Origin of the sequence: Vibrio sp. L3-7, from assembly GCF_963898195.1 — a bacterium.
Lineage (GTDB): Bacteria > Pseudomonadota > Gammaproteobacteria > Enterobacterales > Vibrionaceae > Vibrio > Vibrio echinoideorum.
Genome location: NZ_CAWQUW010000001.1, coordinates 42,235 through 62,887, shown reverse-complemented (window position 1 = coordinate 62,887; position 20,653 = coordinate 42,235). Strand labels below are relative to the sequence as shown.

The following is a 20,653-nucleotide window of genomic DNA, read 5'->3' as shown; positions in this document are numbered from 1 at the left end:
GAACGACAGATAATAAAAAACCGACGCATGGGCATCGGTTTTTAATGGTCGAGCTGTTTGATTCAGAATTAAGCGTTCGCTTGCTCTAAATCTTGTTGCTTGTCTTTCTTACCCATTAGGCGGCTTGTAATCGTACCGGCTGTCATTGCACCAGATACGTTAAGCGCTGTACGTGCCATATCGATAAGAGGTTCGATAGAGATAAGCAGTGCTGCAATTGTTACTGGAAGGCCCATCGCGGGTAGTACAATAAGTGCAGCGAATGTTGCACCGCCACCCACACCTGCGATACCGAAAGAGCTCACTGTGATAATGGCAATTAGAGACAGAATGAAGTTGATGTCCATTGGGTCGATACCAACCGTAGGCGCAACCATGACGGCTAGCATTGCAGGGTAGATACCCGCACAACCATTCTGACCAATTGTTGCTCCGAAAGTTGCAGACAGGTTAGCAATCGCTGGTGGCACATTTAGCTTAGTGATTTGAGCTTCAACGTTCAGTGGAATCGTGGCTGCAGAACTGCGCGAGGTGAAAGCAAATGTCAGTACAGGCCAGATTTTTTGGAAGTACTCTTTCGGGTTTACACCAACAAAAGAGACCAGCACACCGTGGACAACGAACATCAGGATGATTGCTACGTAAGAAGCAACGATGAAACCCAGTAAGCTTAGGATGTCTGAAGCACTTGATGTAGCAACTACTTTCGCCATTAACGCAGCGATGCCGTATGGCGTCAGTGCCATAATCATCTTAACTAAGCGCATCACGATAGATTGAGCGGCTTCAACGAAAGTGCGGATTGGTGATTCTAGCTCTTCTTTTTCTGCCATTACCTTGCGTGCAGCGATACCTGTGAGCACACCAAAGATAACCACCGCAATGATTGAAGTAGAACGAGCGCCTGTTAGGTCTGCAAACGGGTTAGTCGGAATGAAGCTAACTAACATTTGTGGAATTGTTAGGTCAGACACGCTGCCCATGCGGCTTTCTAATGTTGCGATACGAGCTGTTTCACGAGCACCTTCTGTTAAGCCTTCTGCCGAAAGACCGAATGCTTGAGCGACGGCAATACCCACAATCGCAGAAATCGCTGTTGTTACTAGCAATACCGAAATCGTAATGCCGGAAATCTTACCCAGCGAGCCACCTTTTTCAAGCTTCACGACTGCCGCGATCATTGAAACTAAGACTAATGGCATGATCACCATTTTCAGTAGGCCGACATAACCACTGCCAACAACGTTTACCCAATCCAAAGTTTCTTTGACGGCTGGGTTGCCTTCACCCAGTAGCAGCTGTAAGCCTAATCCGAAAGCGCTACCAAAAACCAAACCTAATAGAACGAGGCGAGAAAGCGTGTTTTCTTTTTTCTGCTGTCCGTAGAGAAAGAAGAGGATACCAGTGAATACCGCTAAGGCAGCGATAGCTGAAAATGACATTTGTTTTCCTTATGAATTTCTTTAAATCGATAGGGCGCTTAGATATATGGGCGCTGATACTGTTAGCTACAGTAGCGACCTGTAACAAAACGTGAAATAAGGAAAAGTAATTTAATAGAACAATTAGTAATATCCACTCAATGGGATGGGTGGATATTCAACATTATGGTGAATAGATGACCTTTTTAGCGATATTTTGCCAATAAATTGAGCATGTCACTTGACGAGTAAATTTCGATATTTTGGAAGTTATTTTCGAATAATCTGAACAACATGGCTTGAGCGACATCTTTCGATTGAATAGGGCGTAGGTTTTTAAACTTCCCAAACATAAATGGCGATAACAGAGGAAAGACACTTTGTAGAAATTTTTCGTCGGTTCTCGGTTCATCCCTTTGGCCCACTAGCGGCCCAGGACGTGCGATGAAAAGCTGCTTGAAGCCAATACGTTTTAAGTTTTGCTCCATTTGCCCTTTGCAACGAAGGTAGTGTGAATAGGAATCAGGGGCAGCACCGTAACTGGATACCACTGCGACTCTTTGAACGCCGAGAAACTTCATCGATTGAGCAACCTGGCTAACCAACTCTACATCGACTTTACGTAATGCTTCTTTTGAACCCGCCTTTTTCTTGGTGGTTCCTAGGCAGATAACGCCAAGAGTGGGTGTTGATTTCGCGTCGTCCCAGCTGGTTACTTGCAAGTCATTGTGAATGAGTGTGTGGAGTTTGTTCGAGCTAAATTGTGAATCAAGTGATCGTCGGGATAAAGCATAGATACTTTCGACCGCGGGTTCGTCAATAAGTAACTTTATGACGTGATGGCCAATTAGCCCAGTAGCACCAGCCACAACGACCGATGTTTTATCTCCAGAAATACTCATAGCTATCCTTAACGCTTTGCAAGTGCTTGTTTAATATAAACAGTGTTTGAGTTTTAAGCGAATAAAACTTACATAAGGCAGTGTTCAGCGCTAAAGCAATCCAATGATTGTCAAAAGTTATCAGTACTGATAGTGGGAAAATAAAGTGCTAGAAAGCGAAAAGCCCGCTGGGCAACGGGCTTTTCGCTTTTTAGGTGAAGGACAGTGGGATTTTCTTCACCTTTTTACTTGTTTTCTTACTCGATTTAATTGGTTTTCTTTTGCTTTGGTTTGCGAACATTCCACCTCCTAAATCTTTGTTTTATTTATTCTTTAGTTTGTTGCTTTTTGCTAGTAGTCGACTGTTTGTTTCAAGTGAGGGCAATCACTTTTTGTTACTTGTTACGTTCTTACTTAACTTACTCTTTTGCTTAACTTGCTTTGTTGTCAACCTATCAATGGAGAGATTAATAAGTCTCTTTAAACAAAGCATAATCAATGCCAAAACGTAAGTTGTTGATTTTTCGCTTGGGTGGTTGCTTAGTGTTACTTTTCTGTCTTTTTGATTCTCAATTTGAGAAATGATGAGGTGTATTTGTTCAAATAAGGAACACTCTCTGCGTTTTCTACCAGATAGCCATAGATACGACTCTTCTTAACACGTAAACTGGCTTGAAATTTACATAGACAAGGATGAGCTATGAACCTCAAGTTCGACACTCTCGCACCCACTCAGATCTATCACTTGATGACCCAAACGGTTGTGCCTCGCCCTATAGCGTGGGCATTGACGGAGTCTTCTGAACAAGTATTCAACTTGGCCCCTTTTTCTTATTTCACACCAGTGTCGAGTAACCCACCTTTATTGATGTTGTCGGTTGGCAAGAAGCCAAGTGGTGAGATTAAAGATACCACCCGTAATGCCCTTGAAACGGGTAAAATGGTGATTCATATTGCATCAGCAAGCTCTGCAGAAGCGATGACCGCAACAGCGGCAACACTCGATCATGGTGAATCAGAAGTGACTGCGAATAATATCGAGTTGGTTGAATTTGATGGCTTTTCTCTACCTCGAGTTAAAGAGTGCGCTGTGGCTTTTGGTTGCACACTGTATGAAGTAAAAGAAGTCGGTGATGTTCCACAAAGCCTTATCTTTGCTCAAGTTGAGACCGTGTACATCTCTGAAGATGTGATCGATAAAGACAGCGATCGCCTTAAGATCGATGCGTTAGCTCTTGACCCGTTATCTCGACTCGGCGGTGGTGAATACGCCACGCTTTCCAATGTGTTCTCAGTGGCTCGTCCTAAATAGTGCGATCAATTCAGCTCAAGCAGAATCAGTGTTATTGAAACTCGTCTCCTCAAATTTAAGTGCCCTTACGTTTATGCTAGATACCAAATACTCACAATACATCCAACATCGCATTGATCAAAAAACTAAGCCGCTAGGCGCGCTGGGCTTATTAGAAAACGTCGCTCATCAGCTCGCTTTGATTCAGAGCCAAGGCAAAGAAGCTGCGGTAGAACATATCGAATTGAACAAGCCAAGTATTATCATTTTTGCTGGCGACCATGGCATAGCAGATGAAGGCGTGAGTATTGCTCCAAGTGCTGTAACACAACAAATGGTGTTGAATTTCTTACAGGGCGGCGCGGCCATTAATTGTTTCTGTACCGTAAATGATATTGATATCACTGTCGTAGATACTGGTATTTTGTTACCTGTGGAATCTGATAGCCCGATGCTGATCTCTCAGCGCTTAGGTACGCGAACCAATAATTTTGCCAACGAAGCGGCAATGAGTTTAGAAACGGTTGAACGTGGGATTGAACTAGGCACAGAGCTTGTATCTAGAACCATTTCAAATGGCACGAATATCATCATGTTTGGTGAAATGGGCATCGGCAACACCAGCAGCGCTTCAGCGATTTTAAGTGCATTAGCGAATCGTGCTGCATCGGAGTGTGTTGGCCTAGGAACCGGCATTAACAGTGAGCAACTGGAACGTAAGAAAGCGGTTGTGGAACAAGGTGTTGCTCGTTGCAAAGGTTTAGAGCTTAAAGAAGTTAAAGAGCTTAAAGATATTAAAGAAGTGCTTGCTCAAGTGGGCGGCTATGAAATTGTTCAAATGGTGGGGGGCTTCCTTGGCGCTTACCAAACCAAAACCCCTGTGTTGGTCGATGGCTTTATCGTTTCAGTTGCTGCGTATGTCGCGACCTTAATTGAACCTAATTGCCGCGACTACATGATCTTTGCTCATCGCTCTGAAGAGTCGGGACATCAAATTGTATTAGAACTGTTGGCCGCAGAGCCATTGCTTGATCTTGGATTGAGACTAGGCGAAGGCACGGGCGCGGCGTTGGCAATGCCAATCATTCGCGCCGCGGCTGAGTTTTACAACAACATGGCGAGCTTCGAGAGTGCAGGAGTCACAGTCTAATGAGTGACGCGCCACAACGATCATTGAAAGACAAAGTCAATTATCAATGGGAACTGTTTTCATTGGCAATGGGCTTCTTTTCTCGTTTACCTATGCCGAAGAACACTCCCTATTCATCAGAGCGTATGAATCGTTCTGGACGTTACTTTTCAACGGTTGGTTTGTTACTTGGTGTTCTGTGTAGCGGTGTATTCTTGCTACTCGATACGGCATTGCCGAGTGCAGTTGCTATCTTCTTGATGATGAGCTTTAGCTTGATGCTGACGGGGGCTTTTCATGAAGATGGTCTAACCGATATGGCTGATGGTATCGGCGGTGGTATGACGCTTGAGCGCCGTTTAACCATCATGAAAGATAGCCGCATTGGCACTTATGGAGCCTCGGCCTTAATCATGGCTCTGCTTGGAAAGTGGGTGCTATTGAATGAACTGGTCAACATGACTGCTTTGTTTATGGTTATCGTGACCAGTTATACCTTTAGCCGTGCAATTGCCGCTTCACTGATCTATGACATGCCTTACGTTAGTGACTTAGACACCAGTAAAAGTAAACCTCTAGCCAATAAACAAACCAAAGGTGAACTTGTCTTTTTGATGTTGGTTGGCGTGTTACCAAGCCTATGGTTTGGTCTAGAGTTTACGCTTGTCTTATCCGTAATTGCCTACCTGTTTAGAGTGGGTATCAAAAAGTGGTTGATGGCTCGAATTGGCGGCTTCACTGGAGATTGCTTAGGTGCGGCTCAACAGTTGATGGAACTGTTGATTTACCTTGTGTTCACAGCTGCTTTTTACAGTAGCTTTCTGTAACGGTTTCCTATGACAAATACGAATCAAACGAATCAAAACAATCAAGCTAATCAAATTAATCAAGCAAGTCAGCGAAATAGCCATCTGGTATTGGGTGGGGCTCGTTCTGGTAAGTCTAGTTTTGCAGAACAACAAGCATTATGTGCGCTTGTTGCATGCTCAAATGGGCGTTTGCATTATATTGCTACGGCCACTTACTTCGATGACGAAATGCGCGAGCGAATTGCACATCATCAACAACGTCGTGATCATCGTTGGATCGAACACGAAGTGCCGGTTGAGTTAGCGAGCAAACTCCTCACTTTTGATGCACAAGATGTGGTGTTAATTGACTGCTTAACATTGTGGCTCAATAACATTATTTTTGAGTTGGGTGAAGGTGCGACCAATGCACAAGTGGAAGCTGTAGTTGAAGCCTTGGTGAAAAGCGTTGAGCAAACCGACGCTCAGATCATCATGGTGTCTAACGAAGTGGGGCTTGGTGTCGTGCCTTTGGGTAAAGTATCTCGATTATTTGTGGATAACGCAGGGCGCATGAATCAATCACTGGCTCGTGTTGTCGAGCGAGTGACATTGATTGCGGCTGGATTGCCGTTGAACTTAAAACCGTCAAACCACTCTATACATTCTACAGGTTAGGTCGAGTACATGGAAAACGGAACCACCAAAAATATCTATTTGATTAGACACGGCAAGGTCGAAGGAAAAGCCGCGCTCAATGGTTTCTCTGACGTATTGGTTAAGCCCGAAATGCAGCAACGCATTTGTGAATCTTTGGCTGAGCAAAACCTCTCTTTGGATTGTGTTATTACCTCGCCATTAAGACGGTGCAGCGACTTAGCCAACTTGTATGCTAAACGTAAGTCACTGCCTTTGTCGGTAGATCTTGAATTTCAAGAGATGAACTTTGGCGAAGTCGATGGTGTCGCTTTCGATGAACTTGATGATAAATGGTCAATGCTAGAAACCTTCTGGCAAGATCCTGCAAATCATCAGCTGTCCGGTGCTGAAAGTTTACAGAACTTCCATGACAGAGTTACCCAAGGTTGGTCGCAACTTCTGACCTGTGATAGTGACAATTTATTGCTCGTTACTCATGGTGGTGTGATTCGAATGATCTTGGCACATTGCCTTGATATTGACTGGAAAAACCCGAGTCTGTACTCGAAATTGTCGATTGAGAATGCCTCTATAACCCATATTCAAATCACTCAGTTTGCACAAAGCTTTGTCAGCGTAAAGGCGGTAGGGCTGCCAGTTCTCTGAGTGTTCAGAAACACAGTTTAAGAATTAACAATCTATTAAGAGCATTAAATCTACTAAATATATTAAAAGTATAAAGTGGCGTTTACAGCCGCTATACCAGATTGGTATTACTACTTACGTGAAAGGAATTAGTCATGACAACACCTAGTTGGGATCTAAGTATCGCTTATCGCGATCTGGATGATGTGAAAATAGAACAAGATATTGAACTCATTCAGCAATGTATTGAGCTGTTGTACCTACATGTTGAAAAGCGCCACATTATTCTTGCCATGCAAAACGCAATCCAAACCTCAGAAGCGGCAGGTACGTTACTCAGCACCATCAACACATTTGCTAACTGCCATGCATCTGTTGATGCAACACATACAGAAGCGAAAGCACTGCTTGGCCGCGTCGCTAAACTGAACTCTGAGATGTCTCAAGCGTTCAGCCCTTATGAAGACACATTAATCCATGCTGAGCCGGAGTTTATCAACGCTGTGTTGGAGCATGATAGCGTTGATGTTGCAGGGCAACGATTTGCGATTGAAAGCTCTCGTAAACTTGCAAGTAGCCGACTGAGCGTAGCTGAAGAACAGCTATTAGCCGCAATGAAAGTCGATGGCCGCGACGCATGGGGGCGTTTATACGATAACCTAACCGGTTCTTTAAAACTGTCGCTAAAGCTGGACGGTGAAGAGGAAGCTCTAGGTTTCTCACAAGCCGCTAGCCTGTTATACGGAAGTGAATTCGATAAGCAAGAGTCTGCGTGGCGTGCTGTGCAAGGCGCAATGAAAACGCATCAAGAATCATTTGCTTCCATTTTAAATGCATTGGCAGGCTGGCGACTGACGGAAAACAAAAAGCGTTCGAAAATAAGCGACGTACATTTCTTAGATCCAAGCCTACACGGCAGCCGCATCGTGCCTGAAACGCTGGACACCATGATGTCAGTAGCAAAGGCAAATCGCGAAGTAGGCCAGAAAGCGGGTCTGTTGATGGCAAGAGTTCACGGCTTGGATGAAATGAAGCCTTGGAACCATTTAGCCGCGATGCCGCCGTTGGGTGACAGTGAATCTAAGGTTTATCCATTTGATGAAGCGATCGAAGTGATCAAAACTGCCTTCGCCGAAGTCAATCCAGAGATGGCTGAGTTTGTCGCATTAATGGTTGAGAACGGTTGGATTGATGCCGCACCAGCTGCCAACAAACGTTTAGGCGCTTACTGCACCAAGTTTGCTGCGACACGTACACCGCTTGTGTTCATGACGTGGAGTGGTAGCCGCTCTGACTTAATGACACTGGCACACGAGCTTGGCCACGCGTTCCACAATTGGGTAATGAAAGACATGCCACTTTGTCAAACACGCTATCCAATGACGCTCGCTGAAACCGCATCGATTTTTGCAGAGAATATTGTTCGTGATCACTTGTTGAAGCAAGCGCAAACACGAAATGAAAAATTAGAAATGCTATGGGAAGAGTTGTCTTCTTCTTTAGCATTAATGGTCAATATTCCGGTTCGTTTTGAATTTGAAAAAGCGTTTTACGAGCAGCGTGAAAAAGGCGAGCTCACGGCTCAGCAGCTGTGTGACCTGATGGAAACGACTTGGAAAGAATGGTACGGCGATGCAATGACCGAAGCCGACCCTTATTTCTGGGCGAGTAAGCTTCACTTCAGTATCTCTCAAGTGAGTTTCTACAACTACCCATACCTGTTCGGTTACCTCTTCAGTAAAGGTGTTTACGCACAACGTGATGCTAAAGGTGATCAATTCTACGGTGATTACGTCTCTTTATTGCGCGATACTGGCAGTATGATGGCAGAAGAGGTGGTTAAAAAACACTTAAGTATGGACCTGACTAAAGCGGACTTTTGGCAGCAAAGTATCGACATGGTCAAAGTTCAAATCGATGAATTTGAAAGATTACTGAATCAAGAAGATTAATTGATCTCAATCTGTTCATTGCAGGTAAGAGCTGTGTTAGCTTACGTGGCTCTTATCTTGCTGAAATAATTAAATATTAAATTGACCATTGAGAATGAAATTTGGAATGGTCATTTGAAATGGTTATTTGGAACAGACGTCGGTTTGTTGATAAGCATGAAATTTAAAATATATGGGCAGTATTTGTGAGTGATAACGGAGTTTCTGTTAATAAGTGCGATCCTAGCGACACAATTTTTATGAACAATTTATTAACATACGGCCGTGCATTTAAGGAGTAGCGCATGACGAAGACCCTCTTTCGCCAATCATTTCTTTTTGACAGCCTAGATCTTGAGCAAGAAGTGTTTGCAGGACAGACCGTACTAAGTAACGGTGTTCAAATTAAGCTTCATCAACGTGGTGTGTTGGAAGTGATTCCCGCGGAATATAATTCTGAAACCAAAAACATCATCTTTTCAACTGGTGTTCATGGTGATGAAACTTCACCAATGGAGCTTATCGATAAGCTCATCGAAGATATCGAAACAGGCTTCCAAGAAGTGAATGCGAGATGCCTGTTTATTATTGCTCACCCAGAAGCAACCAACGCACATACTCGTTTTCTTGATGTGAATATGAATCGTCTGTTTGATGAAAAACAGCACGAAAGTAATCGAGAAGTGGATATTGCGAAGAACTTGAAGTTATTGGTTACTGATTTTTATAAGCAGACGGAACCCGCAACTCGCTGGCACTTAGACCTGCATTGTGCGATCCGCTTGTCTAAACATTATTCGTTCGCCGTGAGCCCTAAGGTTCGCCACGAAGTTCGCAATAAAGAGCTGTTCGATTTCATTAACAGCGCTCACATTGAAGCAGTGTTGCTGTCGAATGCACCAACAAGCACCTTCAGTTGGTACAGCGCTGAAAACTTTGAAGCGCAAGCACTGACAATGGAATTAGGTCAGGTAGCAAGAATTGGTGAGAACCAACTTGATAAGCTCACTGCTTTTGATTTGGCGATACGTAACTTGATTGCTGAAGCAGAGCCAGAGCATCTACCTAAGCGAACCATCATGTATCGTGTTAGCCGCACAATTGTGCGCTTGCATGATGACTTTGATTTCATGTTCTCTGATTCTGTAGAGAACTTTACCGCGTTCAAGCACGGTGAAGTATTTGGTCATGATGGTGATAAACCATTAATGGCGAAGAATGAAAACGAAGCCGTGGTATTCCCAAATCGTAACGTGGCCATCGGTCAACGAGCGGCCTTAATGGTGTGCGAAGTTGAAACACGGTTCGACCACGGTCAGCTTGTGTACGATTAATACTTAGTCGGGTTTAAACGATTAAAACAATCGCTCAACTGGTTGAAATATCAAGGTTCACATTACGGTGTGAGCCTTGAGTTTATTTGGGTATACAGGTAAGGTTACGCGAACATTTTCAAAGTAGCTTGATATGGATTTCCAACAACTTCTTCACCAAAAACAGCGCAAATGGACGCGAGCCATTTATCTCATGGCAGCACTGCTTGTCGCGCTGAGTGCGATTTACCTGATGGTTGGCGATCTTTTCATTTCCCCTCTGGGCACCTTGTCCACGTTAGAACAAAAACTACTGATTGATTTACGCTTACCTCGATTACTGGCTGCGATTGCTATTGGGGCTGGGTTAGCTGTATCTGGCGCAAGCTTACAAGTCTTATTGGGTAATGTATTAGCAGAGCCGGGTGTGCTCGGTATTTCCGGTGGCGCGAGTTTAGCCATGGTGATCGTGCTGTTCTTCTTGCCGTTTGCTCCTACGCCTGAACTCTTCATGATTGCTGCCGTATTAGGGTCACTCTGTTTCACCGTGATTCTGGTGAGCATGGTCAAAACGATGCGACTGACCACGGCCAAATTATTGCTGGTGGGTGTCGCGTTAGGCATTCTTTCTGGCGCGATGGTGACATGGGCTTTCTATTTTAGTGATGACCTCAGCCTACGCTTATTAATGTATTGGTTGATGGGCAGTTTGGGTGGCGTGACTTGGTATCAACACTCACTGACGTTAGTCATGATTCCCGTCATCATCTGGTTGTGCTTACAAGGCAGTAAGCTCGATAAACTGATGATAGGGGAGACTCATGCCGCACAACTGGGCGTGAATGTCCCTAAACTGCGTTGGCGTTTGATCTTCGCTGTATCTATTTTGGTAGGCTGCGCGGTGGCATTAGGCGGCGTAATCAGCTTTGTCGGCTTAGTTGTCCCACACTTACTCCGTTTAGCGATTGGTACCGACAACCGATATCTTCTTCCTTTGTCTGCCGTTGCTGGTGCTGCTTTGTTGGTGTTTGCCGATATCTGCGCGCGTACGTTACTCGATTCAGCAGAATTGCCTTTGGGTGTGATGACCACCAGTATCGGTGCGCCGATCTTTATTTGGATGTTAATTAAAAATCATGATTCAAATTAAGAGCCTGAGCGTCGGCGCTCGTTTATTACCGCTATCATTTGAGCTCAAGCAAGGGCAGGTGACTCACGTTATCGGCCCCAATGGTAGCGGTAAAAGCACCTTACTTGAAGCGACATCAGGAATAGGGAACGACTATAAAGGTGATATCACCATTGATGGTCAAGACTTGTCTGAATTGTCGTTACAAGACTTATCATTGCACCGCGCTTATTTGTGTCAAAGCGCAAGGCCAGCCTTCAACTTAGAAGTGTTCCAATACCTTGCGTTGTCACTGCCAAGCTCCTCACACGGCCTTGATACTGAAATCAACGTAGCTTTGGGCGAAATAAGCCAGATGTTGGACATCTCAGACAAACTTCATCGTTCTATTCAAACGTTGTCTGGTGGTGAATGGCAGCGCGTTCGTTTAGCTGGAATGTGTTTACAGATCTGGCCAACGTTGAACCCTTACGCGAAACTGCTGATCCTCGATGAACCAGCAGCTCCACTAGATATTGCTCAAGAAGCCTTGTTATACAAGCTCATTGAACGAGTAGCAGCAAAAGGCATTGCGGTGATCATGGCAAACCACGATCTGAACCGGACCTTAAGACACGCCGACCAAGTATTGTTGCTCGACAAAGGCGTTCTACAAGCTTCTGGCAGTGCAGAACAAGTGCTTACACCTGAGCAGCTAGAATCCGTATTTAACACTGAAGTAAAAAGTATCTCAGTAGATAATCAAACCTATCTGTTGTTTGGTTAGAGAGAGCGTTTGGTTAGAAAGAGTATTTGCTAAAAAGGTCATTTGGTTAAGCGGATTATTGGGTTAAAGACGAGTGAGTAAAGGGACTAAATATGTTTAGATACATTCAAAGACGAAGAATCAAAAAGGTGATTAAACTACTGTCTGCAAAGATGGTGAAGAGTTACGGAAGCCGTGATTTCTTCTCGATAGGACAGGTTGAAACAAGCTCTAATGAACTGAGTAAACGCCAACAACAGATCGCATTGTCTTTGTTTGCGGATCCACAAGATCTTGATGTTGAATTGGTTCCCACTATCCAGCTGTTACGTAATGATGTGTCTAGTGACTTCTTCGGCGGTGAAAGTTACACCGCGCGTGATGTGCTCAACCTTTTGGGTGGAAGCGGCTGGAAGGGCGGTCGTATGGACGACGACATGTCACATCGCATGGGAATGCATAGCCGCTATTAAATCCGTTGATTCTAATTCGTCTCGTCAAAATCGTTATTTTGACGAGAAGTTTCCATATTTACTGTCCCTTATGTCTTCTAACTACTTTTAATTTATCCCTGCTTTAACAAAGTACATCTCTTACGTACCCAACGAATTATTAAAGTATCTAGCCATAGCTTCCTTTGGTTTCTTGGGTAAACCTCATATTTTTCAGATATATAATTCACTTTCTACTTCGTATGAGCTTTGTTGATTCTCAATCAGCCTTATTGACTAAATATTCACTCATTATTCAACCATGCTCAAATTGACTGATATGCATTTGCTTTGTTAATGCTTGTGTTGAGTAAGCATTAATGACGAATCGCATATTTGCTCAACTTAGAACGTTGGTTAGGTCGACAGACAAAGATCATCTGGGCCTTTAATTGGAAATATGAAGTCTTTAAATGGAAATGTTATGAGAATTGGAATAGAGAAAACGGCTTTAGCGATCGCTTTGTCTACCGTGTGTGGTGGTGCTATGGCACACGGCTTTGTGTCATTAAATGATGAAGGCAACATAATAAGTCGTGTCGCTTTGTGCCATTTAGAAGATTCTGAAGGTCAGGCGAAGAACATGGACTGTGGAAACATACAGTATGAGCCGCAAAGTGTGGAAGGCTTCGATGGCTTCCCAGAAGGTGGACCTGCTGATGGCTATATTGCCAGTGCTGAAATATCAATCGCAAGAAATCTAGATGAACAAACTTCAGAGCGCTGGCAGAAACGCCCAATAGAAGCGGGATCTCAAGAATTTGAATGGACATTTAGGGCTAACCACATAGCGGCTGGTTTCAAGTATTACATCACGAAAGAAGGATGGGATCAGAATGAACCATTGGAACGAGCAGCCTTTGACTTAACACCTTTCTGTGAGGTTGATGGTCACGGAGATATGACACAAGACACGGCTACTCATACCTGTGATGTACCTGTGCGAGAAGGTTACCATGTCATTTTGGCTGTTTGGGATGTCGGTGACACAGACAAAGCATTCTACAATGCGATTGATGTGGTATTTGATGGTGATGATTCGCAACTACCGGATTGGGACAAAGCAGGTCAAATAATACCGACCGCCAACCTCAGGGAAGGTGATGCGGTTTATACTCGTGTCTTTGATGGTTCTGGCGAAAATGTTGCACTAAGTACTCGTCTTGATATTACTGACAGCGCAGCTGGCCAATCAAAGAACTGGTCAAAAGCATTGGCGACCAAAGTAAATGAAGAACGTAAGAATATTAAGTCGGGCGTGTTGAGTGAAAACGGCTTTGTTCCAATTTATGGCGTAAACCCGATATACGTTAATGCAGATAGTGGTATTCAGAGCGTAGAAATAGGCTACGATGTTGACGTGCCGGAACCAGATACCTCACTCACGGTTGAAGGGTTAGAGCCTGAATACGTAGTCGGTGAAGAAGCGACAATTCTAGACTTAACACTGGTGGCTGAAGGTGATGCTAAAGCTGAGTTGACGGTGTATAACCATAGCCGAGAGTCATTGGCACACTGGAGTGGTGAAGTAAAAGATGATTCGTCAGAATCTGTAGCGCTGCCTTTATCCAAATCAGAAGCTGGCCACCACATGTTAGTCGTGAGTGTGAAAAACAGCGAAGGCAAGTTGGTAGGGCAACAGACGTTGAACTTCCATTTGGTTGAAGCTGGCACACCACCGCCTGAATATGATTATGTTTACCCAGAAGGTTTCGGTAGCTATGTGGATGGAGACATCGTTCTATTTGAAGGTGAGGGAGTCTATGAGTGTTACGGCCCATGGGCGGCAGAATGTAACAACGAAGATTACTTGCCAGGAATTGCAATTGACCCTAATTGGGTTGAACAGCAGTGGAAAAAGTTAGATTAATATTCCACTAATCGACTAGGCTCTGATTTCTATTCGATATACAAACTTCAAAACGGCTTAATCATTAAGCCGTTTTTTTATTCACTTTGAATATTGTTTCCTCAATCAAGACGGAATACTGAGATCCAATAATTCGAAGCAACATCATCTATCTACAATGCATTTGTTTGAGTTGTGTGATTCTGATTCCTATCAATATAAAACCCGCTGTTATTGATAAAATTGACGTATATATTTTTCGTTGTTCTTCAAACAAAAACTATAAACCCTCGAAGTGCGATTTTGATTGATAAGTGATCAATTGATGTTGTGTTCAGGGTAAAATAATAGAGAGTGGGAAAGTGAAAACAACAAATAATAATATTCTTAAAATAGCAGTAGGTATGGCTATGCTATCGAGTGTGCCGTCAGTGGCAAATGCTCATGGTTGGTCTGAGTTTCCAAGTGCACGTCAGAACACATGTTACGAGCAGGGCGGAGTTTGGTCGGGTACGCCGCCTAACGCTGCATGTGCTCAAGCAAAAGATATTTCTGGTTCATACCCGTTCGTTCAACGTAACGAGTACGCGAAAAACATTCAAGATTTCAACAACATAAATGCTGTGAAAGCGGCGATTCCTGATGGCACATTGTGTTATGCCAATGATTCGCAAAAGCGCGGCATGGGAGCACCACATACTGGTTGGACTCGCACCGAGCTAAGTACAGGTACATTTGAATATGTATTCAACGCGACTGCGCCACACAATCCTTCATTTTGGGAGTTCTACCTAACGAAGCCGAACGCAGACCTGAGCAAAGGCCTAGCGTGGGGTGACTTAGATCTTATCCAAGAAGTGGGTAATGTTCCTGTAAGCGGTGGTAAATACCGTATCAACGTGACGATTCCATCTGACCGCTCTGGTGATGCAATCCTATATGTACGTTGGCAACGTGATGATGCAGCTGGCGAAGGCTTTTACAACTGTTCAGACATTACTATCGCGGGTGGTACTACACCTCCGCCAGATCCTACACCACAACCTGATCTAGTTCGTGGCGACTTGTTTGTTTCTGACCAGTTTGGTACGCCTGAAATTGGTGACACCGTTAAGTACGACATCATCAACAAATATGGTGAAGTAGCGCGTAGCTTCGACATCGTCATCGACGCTTCAAACGTTAACGATTGGGCTCGACTATTGGCATCTGAAATTAATGGCTGGCACGAAGAGTTTAAGGATGGCGCGATCTTCATTGGTGACTGGCATGCTGAAATGCAGCACTACATGTATTTCCAAAACGATCCTTCACGTAACTTCTTCAACTCAAAGGATAGCCGTGCTTCTGGTCAGTTAACGCTGATTGATGGTGGCGACGGTGGTGTTGAACCACTGAAAGGCGACATCTACGAGCTAGTGAAGAGTGACAATGTAGTGAACGCTGGCGACAAAGTTGTGATTGCAACAAGCGAAGCGGCGACATTAACTCAAACTCAAGGTTCCGTAGTAAGCATTCAAAACAATGGCACAGCTTCTATTGTGGTTGATACGACTGCGATTACAGTGAACGAGACTTTGTCGTTCATGGCTAGCTCTATTGAAAGCGAGAGTGTTGAAACCTTCACGTTTGAAGTGATTGCTGATGACGGTGGCGTAACACCAGACCCAGATCCAACGCCAGATCCTGATCCGACACCTGACCCAGACCTAGGCACGTGGGATTCATCAGCAACTTACCTTGGTGGTGAAGTAGTAACGTACTCAAACCAGTCGTGGAAAGCACAATGGTGGGTTCAGGGTGGAGAAAACCCTAAAGCGACCTACGAAAATGATCAGTGGGGCGTGTGGCGTCCAGCTAACTAGTTTGAATAGGATTAGTTAAGCCTTGAAAAATTAATGGCATCACTCTTTATAAGCGTGATGCCATTTTTTATGAGATAGCTGTCAACGGAGTTCTTTTTAAGAGAGTGCTTATGTAAGTCCTAGGCTGGCAGTACGACAACGCATTGAATGTTATTAGGGAAGGACATTGTTTTACCTATAATATAATCTGTTCATCCACCTTCGAATACGAACGAACTTATTGATGAAAAAATCACAAATACTCGCCAATACAATCAAGAACCAGATAGAACAAAATATCTGGTTGAGTGGTGAAAAGATCCCATCAATAAGAGACGCTTGTAAGCGCTATAAACTCAGCATTGAAACGGTACTGCAAGCGTATCAGCAGTTAGAAGACCAAGGTTATGTTCGATCAAAGCCGAAATCTGGTTATTTCGTATTACCTCGCAGAAATGTATTCACCTCAGAACACATACAACAAAAGGCCATAAAACCGTATCCGGTTAAGATCAGTGATCTGCTTTATGATGTGCTTCAACGAGCCAAAGACCCCAGCATCATTCCACTGAGCTCGGCATTTCCAGATCCAGCCTTGTTTCCGCATCAAGCATTGTCGCGCAGTTTAGCCAATGCCAGCCGCCAAATGCCTGACAACAGCATGCTCACCAATTTACCACCGGGCAGTGAAACACTCCGTAGGCAAATCGCCCAGCGTTACCAAATGCATGGGTTAAATGTACTGCCAGATGACATCGTGATTACCTCCGGAGCGATGGAAGCCCTAAATTTATGTCTGCAATCTTGCACGGAACCGGGTGACTTGGTCGCTATCGAGTACCCTGCGTTCTATGGTGTGTTGCAGACCATTGAGAGGTTAAACCTGACGGCAGTTGAGATACCAACAGGCCCTGAAACTGGTATAGATTTAGATGTGTTGGAATCGGTGTTCGCTTCAATGGACATCAAAGCGTGCTGGTTTATGACGGAATCGCAAAACCCAGTTGGCTATTCGATGAGTGACAGCAACAAGCAACGACTGGCAAAGTTGGTGAATCAACACAAGATCCCGATGATTGAAGACGATGTATACCGAGAGCTTCACGTTGGTAATCAAACATCATTGCCCGCCAAAGCCTACGACACAGGCGAACAAATCATGTTGTGTGGTTCGTTTTCCAAATCGCTATCACCGGGCTTCCGAATCGGCTGGGTAGTGGCAGGTAAACAAGCACTAAAGATTCAGCGGTTGCAGCACTTGTCGACACTCTCCAGTAGCATTCCTATTCAGCTTGGCTTGTCTCATTACCTCACATTTTATAGCTACGACAACCATCTTAAAAAACTTCGTAAACTTTTGAATGAAAGGAAGAAGGAACATATAGCTTTGCTAGAAACAAGTTTGCCATCGAGCGCTCTAATCCATAAGAATCAAGGTGGCTATTTTGTATGGATCGAACTGTCGGCGAAGATCTGCGTCGAGACATTGTATGAACAAGCCCTTGAACACAATATCTCTGTTGCACCGGGCATCATTTTCAGTGGTGATAAGAAGTTCTCTCACCACATTCGCCTCAATTGTTCCTACGCATGTGACGAAAAAATAGCATCGGCGATTCAAACACTTGGTAAGTTAGTTCAAGTTATGGAATCACAAGCTTAGATAATCGATACCCAAGTTTTCGCCCACCGTTCCTTTTTGCTAGTCATCTGTTCTGTTTTTTAACTGATTATCTGTTCTAGTTTGGTTCGTCAGAACTGTGCTGAAATACGCTCCAATTCTTAATATGAAAGCCATCATTATGATGTTTGGAGCTTTAATGTTTGATGTTGTTGAATTGTCGCGTGTGCAGTTTGCGCTAACTGCTATGTTTCATTTTCTCTTTGTCCCCTTAACCATTGGTATGTCCTGTCTTTTGGCGATCATGGAATCGCTCTATGTGCTGACTGGTAAGCAAATTTACCAGGACATGACTCGATTCTGGGGAAAGTTGTTTGGTATTAACTTTGCTTTGGGCGTAACCACAGGTTTAACCATGGAATTCCAGTTTGGCACTAACTGGTCTTACTATTCTCACTATGTCGGGGATATCTTTGGTGCCCCTTTGGCCATTGAAGCGCTTGTCGCTTTCTTTTTAGAATCCACCTTTGTCGGACTGTTCTTCTTCGGTTGGGAAAAGCTATCGAAACGTCAACACCTTATGGTGACGTGGCTGGTGGCGTTGGGCTCAAGCTTCTCTGCACTGTGGATTTTGGTTGCCAATGGTTGGATGCAAAACCCGATTGGATCTGAGTTCAATTACCAAACCATGCGTATGGAAATGACCAGCTTTGCGGAAGTTGTGCTCAACCCTGTCGCTCAAGTTAAATTCCTGCATACAGTGGCCTCAGCGTATACCTGTGGCTCGATGTTTATTCTTGGTGTGAGTTCATATTACTTACTGAAAGGTCGAGACATCGCCTTTGCAAAACGCTCTTTCGCTGTGGCGGCATCTTTCGGAATAGCTTCTATCATTTCGGTAATCGTACTTGGCGATGAATCTGGTTATGAACTGGGTGATGTCCAAAAAGTAAAACTCGCAGCGATTGAAGCGGAATGGCACACCGAGCCTGCTCCTGCGGCTTTTACTTTGTTCGGATTACCAAACCAAGAGGAAGGCAAAACTGATTTCGCAGTGAAAATTCCTTATGTGATGGGCATTATTGCAACGCGATCTCTGGATGAACAAGTGACGGGTTTACACGATTTGCGCGATCAGCACCTGGTCCGTATTCGCAACGGCATTGTTGCATATGACTTGCTAGAGCGTTTGCGAGCGGGCGATACGTCTGATGAAACAGAACAAGCCTTCGACCAAACTAAGCACGACCTCGGTTATGGACTGTTACTCAAGCGTTATACCGATACGGTCACTGATGCTACCGAACAACAAATTCAACAAGCAGCAGACGATTCAATCCCAACGGTGTGGCCGCTGTTCTGGTCATTCAGAATCATGGTTGGCTGTGGCTTCATTATGTTGTTTGTCTTTGGCGCGGCTTTCTTACAAACCTACCGAAAAAACATTACTCAAAAGCCTTGGTTATTGAAGGCAGCACTTTGGTCAATTCCATTACCTTGGGTGGCAATCGAAGCGGGTTGGTTTGTTGCGGAGTATGGTCGTCAGCCTTGGGCGGTCGGTGAAATTCTTCCTGTTGCAGTCGCGGCTTCTTCTCAAACCGTTGAAAACCTACTTACGTCTCTCGCGCTTATTATTAGCCTATACACAGTATTTATTATTGTTGAAAGCTACTTGATGATCACTGTCGCTAAAAAAGGCCCAAGCAGTTTAAAAACGGGGCGTTATCACTATGAACAAAATCCAACATCGCTTGAAGCCAAATTGGCACAACAAGTTCAACAATAAGGTGACTGACTCATGTTCGAATATGACACATTACGTTTAATTTGGTGGGTTCTGATTGGTGTACTGCTGATTGGTTTTATGATCACCGATGGTTTTGATATGGGAGTGGGGGCGTTATTACCGTTTATTGGCAAAACGAACGCTGAAAGACGAGTCATGATTAACTCCATCGCACCCCATTGGGATGGCAACCAAGTTTGGCTCATTACCGCTGGTGGTGCTTTGTTTGCGGCTTGGCCTCTGGTTTATGCGACATCGTTTTCAAGCCTTTATGTGGCGATGTACTTGGCTCTTATCTCATTGTGGTTACGTCCTCTTGCGTTTGAGTATCGAGCCAAAATAGATAACGACCAATGGCGAAAAGTGTGTGACTTAGCCATCTCGTTCTCAGGCTTCTTTCCTCCCATTTTATTTGGTGTCGCATTTGGCAACTTGATGCAGGGACTTCCTTTCTCGCTCAATAGTTTGCTTATGGTTGATTACCATGGGTCGTTTATCGATTTGATTAACCCATTCGCGCTTTTGTGTGGTCTGGTTGGGTTATTGATGGCGTTGTTGCAAGGCAGTGCTTGGCTGATGATGAAAACCACAGATGCGCTTTATGCAAAGGCAAGAGTGGTTACGCAAGTGACTGCGGTATTTGTGGCTAGCCTGATGGTCATTGGCGGTTTAGCGATAAGCCAAATTGATGGTTATTTGATTGCCAGTGAGTTGAACCATAGTGCAGTTTCAAATCCGTTAAACAAACAAGCGGTAGCAGAAACCGGTGCTTGGTTAACCAACTTCGAGATTTACCCTTGGATGTGGTTTGCGCAGATTGGCAGCGTGGTCATTCCGCTATTGGCATTGCTCAGTGCAAGATTAAAGTGGGATGCGATTGCTTTTATTAGTTCAAGTCTGACTAATGCTTGCATCCTCTTAACGGCTGGTTTTACGATGTTCCCGTTCATTATCCCGTCCAGCGTTAACCCGAGTCACAGCCTTACGCTGTGGGATTCCACCTCAAGCGAACTGACCTTGAATATCATGACAGGCGTGGCATTTGTGATGGTACCCATCATCCTGTGTTACACCGCTTTCAGCTACCGAACTATGTTTGGACGACTCGATACCGAGTATGTCGAACGTAATAGCCATTCACTGTATTAAG

17 protein-coding genes are annotated in these 20,653 nt (G+C 44.3%); 15 read left to right on the top strand and 2 right to left on the bottom strand.

Annotation, left to right across the window (positions count from 1 at the left end; translation table 11 throughout):
- Positions 1-68: 68 nt before the first annotated feature.
- A complete protein-coding gene (locus AACW75_RS00305) occupies positions 69-1,442 on the bottom strand; it encodes an L-cystine transporter (protein WP_017075100.1) in 1,374 nt (457 codons plus the stop codon).
- A 185-nt stretch (positions 1,443-1,627) separates the two neighbouring features.
- Complete coding sequence (locus AACW75_RS00300; RefSeq protein WP_135454828.1) at positions 1,628-2,323, bottom strand: NAD-dependent epimerase/dehydratase family protein; 696 nt, start codon at positions 2,321-2,323, stop codon at positions 1,628-1,630.
- A gap of 679 nt (positions 2,324-3,002) precedes the next feature.
- On the opposite strand from AACW75_RS00300, the gene AACW75_RS00295 reads away from it, so the two are divergent.
- The 15 genes from AACW75_RS00295 to cydB all read left to right on the top strand — a co-directional run bounded on the left by AACW75_RS00295 (position 3,003) and on the right by cydB (position 20,652).
- On the top strand, positions 3,003-3,614 hold the full coding sequence (locus AACW75_RS00295; protein WP_017075098.1) for a flavin reductase family protein: 612 nt from the start codon (positions 3,003-3,005) through the stop codon (positions 3,612-3,614).
- A gap of 73 nt (positions 3,615-3,687) precedes the next feature.
- Positions 3,688-4,743: a nicotinate-nucleotide--dimethylbenzimidazole phosphoribosyltransferase gene (gene cobT, locus AACW75_RS00290; protein WP_135454826.1), complete on the top strand. Its 1,056-nt coding sequence runs from the start codon at positions 3,688-3,690 to the stop codon at positions 4,741-4,743.
- Positions 4,743-5,549, top strand: a complete 807-nt coding sequence (locus tag AACW75_RS00285; RefSeq protein ID WP_135454824.1) for an adenosylcobinamide-GDP ribazoletransferase — start codon at positions 4,743-4,745, stop codon at positions 5,547-5,549. Before cobT ends, AACW75_RS00285 begins: the two co-directional genes overlap by 1 nt.
- 9 nt (positions 5,550-5,558) lie before the next feature.
- Positions 5,559-6,188 carry a bifunctional adenosylcobinamide kinase/adenosylcobinamide-phosphate guanylyltransferase gene (gene cobU, locus AACW75_RS00280; RefSeq protein WP_135454821.1) on the top strand — a complete coding sequence of 210 codons (630 nt, stop codon included), beginning with the start codon at positions 5,559-5,561 and terminating at the stop codon, positions 6,186-6,188.
- 9 nt (positions 6,189-6,197) lie between these two features.
- Positions 6,198-6,815 carry a histidine phosphatase family protein gene (locus AACW75_RS00275; protein ID WP_135454819.1) on the top strand — a complete coding sequence of 206 codons (618 nt, stop codon included), beginning with the start codon at positions 6,198-6,200 and terminating at the stop codon, positions 6,813-6,815.
- A 134-nt stretch (positions 6,816-6,949) separates the two neighbouring features.
- On the top strand, positions 6,950-8,746 hold the full coding sequence (locus AACW75_RS00270) for a M3 family oligoendopeptidase (protein ID WP_135454818.1): 1,797 nt from the start codon (positions 6,950-6,952) through the stop codon (positions 8,744-8,746).
- A 284-nt stretch (positions 8,747-9,030) separates the two neighbouring features.
- On the top strand, positions 9,031-10,059 hold the full coding sequence (locus AACW75_RS00265; protein WP_145568280.1) for a succinylglutamate desuccinylase: 1,029 nt from the start codon (positions 9,031-9,033) through the stop codon (positions 10,057-10,059).
- A 133-nt stretch (positions 10,060-10,192) separates the two neighbouring features.
- On the top strand, positions 10,193-11,188 hold the full coding sequence (gene btuC, locus AACW75_RS00260) for a vitamin B12 ABC transporter permease BtuC (protein ID WP_019824084.1): 996 nt from the start codon (positions 10,193-10,195) through the stop codon (positions 11,186-11,188).
- The gene (gene btuD, locus AACW75_RS00255) at positions 11,175-11,933 is read left to right on the top strand and encodes a vitamin B12 ABC transporter ATP-binding protein BtuD (protein ID WP_145568281.1); all 759 of its coding nucleotides are present in this window, start codon (positions 11,175-11,177) and stop codon (positions 11,931-11,933) included. Before btuC ends, btuD begins: the two co-directional genes overlap by 14 nt.
- 92 nt (positions 11,934-12,025) lie before the next feature.
- A complete protein-coding gene (locus AACW75_RS00250; RefSeq protein ID WP_145568282.1) occupies positions 12,026-12,385 on the top strand; it encodes a DUF6559 family protein in 360 nt (119 codons plus the stop codon).
- A 442-nt stretch (positions 12,386-12,827) separates the two neighbouring features.
- Entirely contained in the window at positions 12,828-14,273 is a 1,446-nt protein-coding gene (gbpA, locus tag AACW75_RS00245) for an N-acetylglucosamine-binding protein GbpA (protein ID WP_145568283.1), read from the top strand.
- Between the two features lie 389 nt (positions 14,274-14,662).
- The gene (locus AACW75_RS00240; RefSeq protein ID WP_145568483.1) at positions 14,663-16,117 is read left to right on the top strand and encodes a lytic polysaccharide monooxygenase; all 1,455 of its coding nucleotides are present in this window, start codon (positions 14,663-14,665) and stop codon (positions 16,115-16,117) included.
- Between the two features lie 223 nt (positions 16,118-16,340).
- Complete coding sequence (locus AACW75_RS00235) at positions 16,341-17,759, top strand: aminotransferase-like domain-containing protein (RefSeq protein WP_186437152.1); 1,419 nt, start codon at positions 16,341-16,343, stop codon at positions 17,757-17,759.
- A 157-nt stretch (positions 17,760-17,916) separates the two neighbouring features.
- Positions 17,917-19,503, top strand: coding sequence for a cytochrome ubiquinol oxidase subunit I (locus AACW75_RS00230; RefSeq protein ID WP_145568285.1), 1,587 nt, complete (start codon positions 17,917-17,919; stop codon positions 19,501-19,503).
- A 12-nt stretch (positions 19,504-19,515) separates the two neighbouring features.
- A complete protein-coding gene (cydB, locus tag AACW75_RS00225; RefSeq protein ID WP_145568286.1) occupies positions 19,516-20,652 on the top strand; it encodes a cytochrome d ubiquinol oxidase subunit II in 1,137 nt (378 codons plus the stop codon).
- Position 20,653 lies beyond the last annotated feature (1 nt).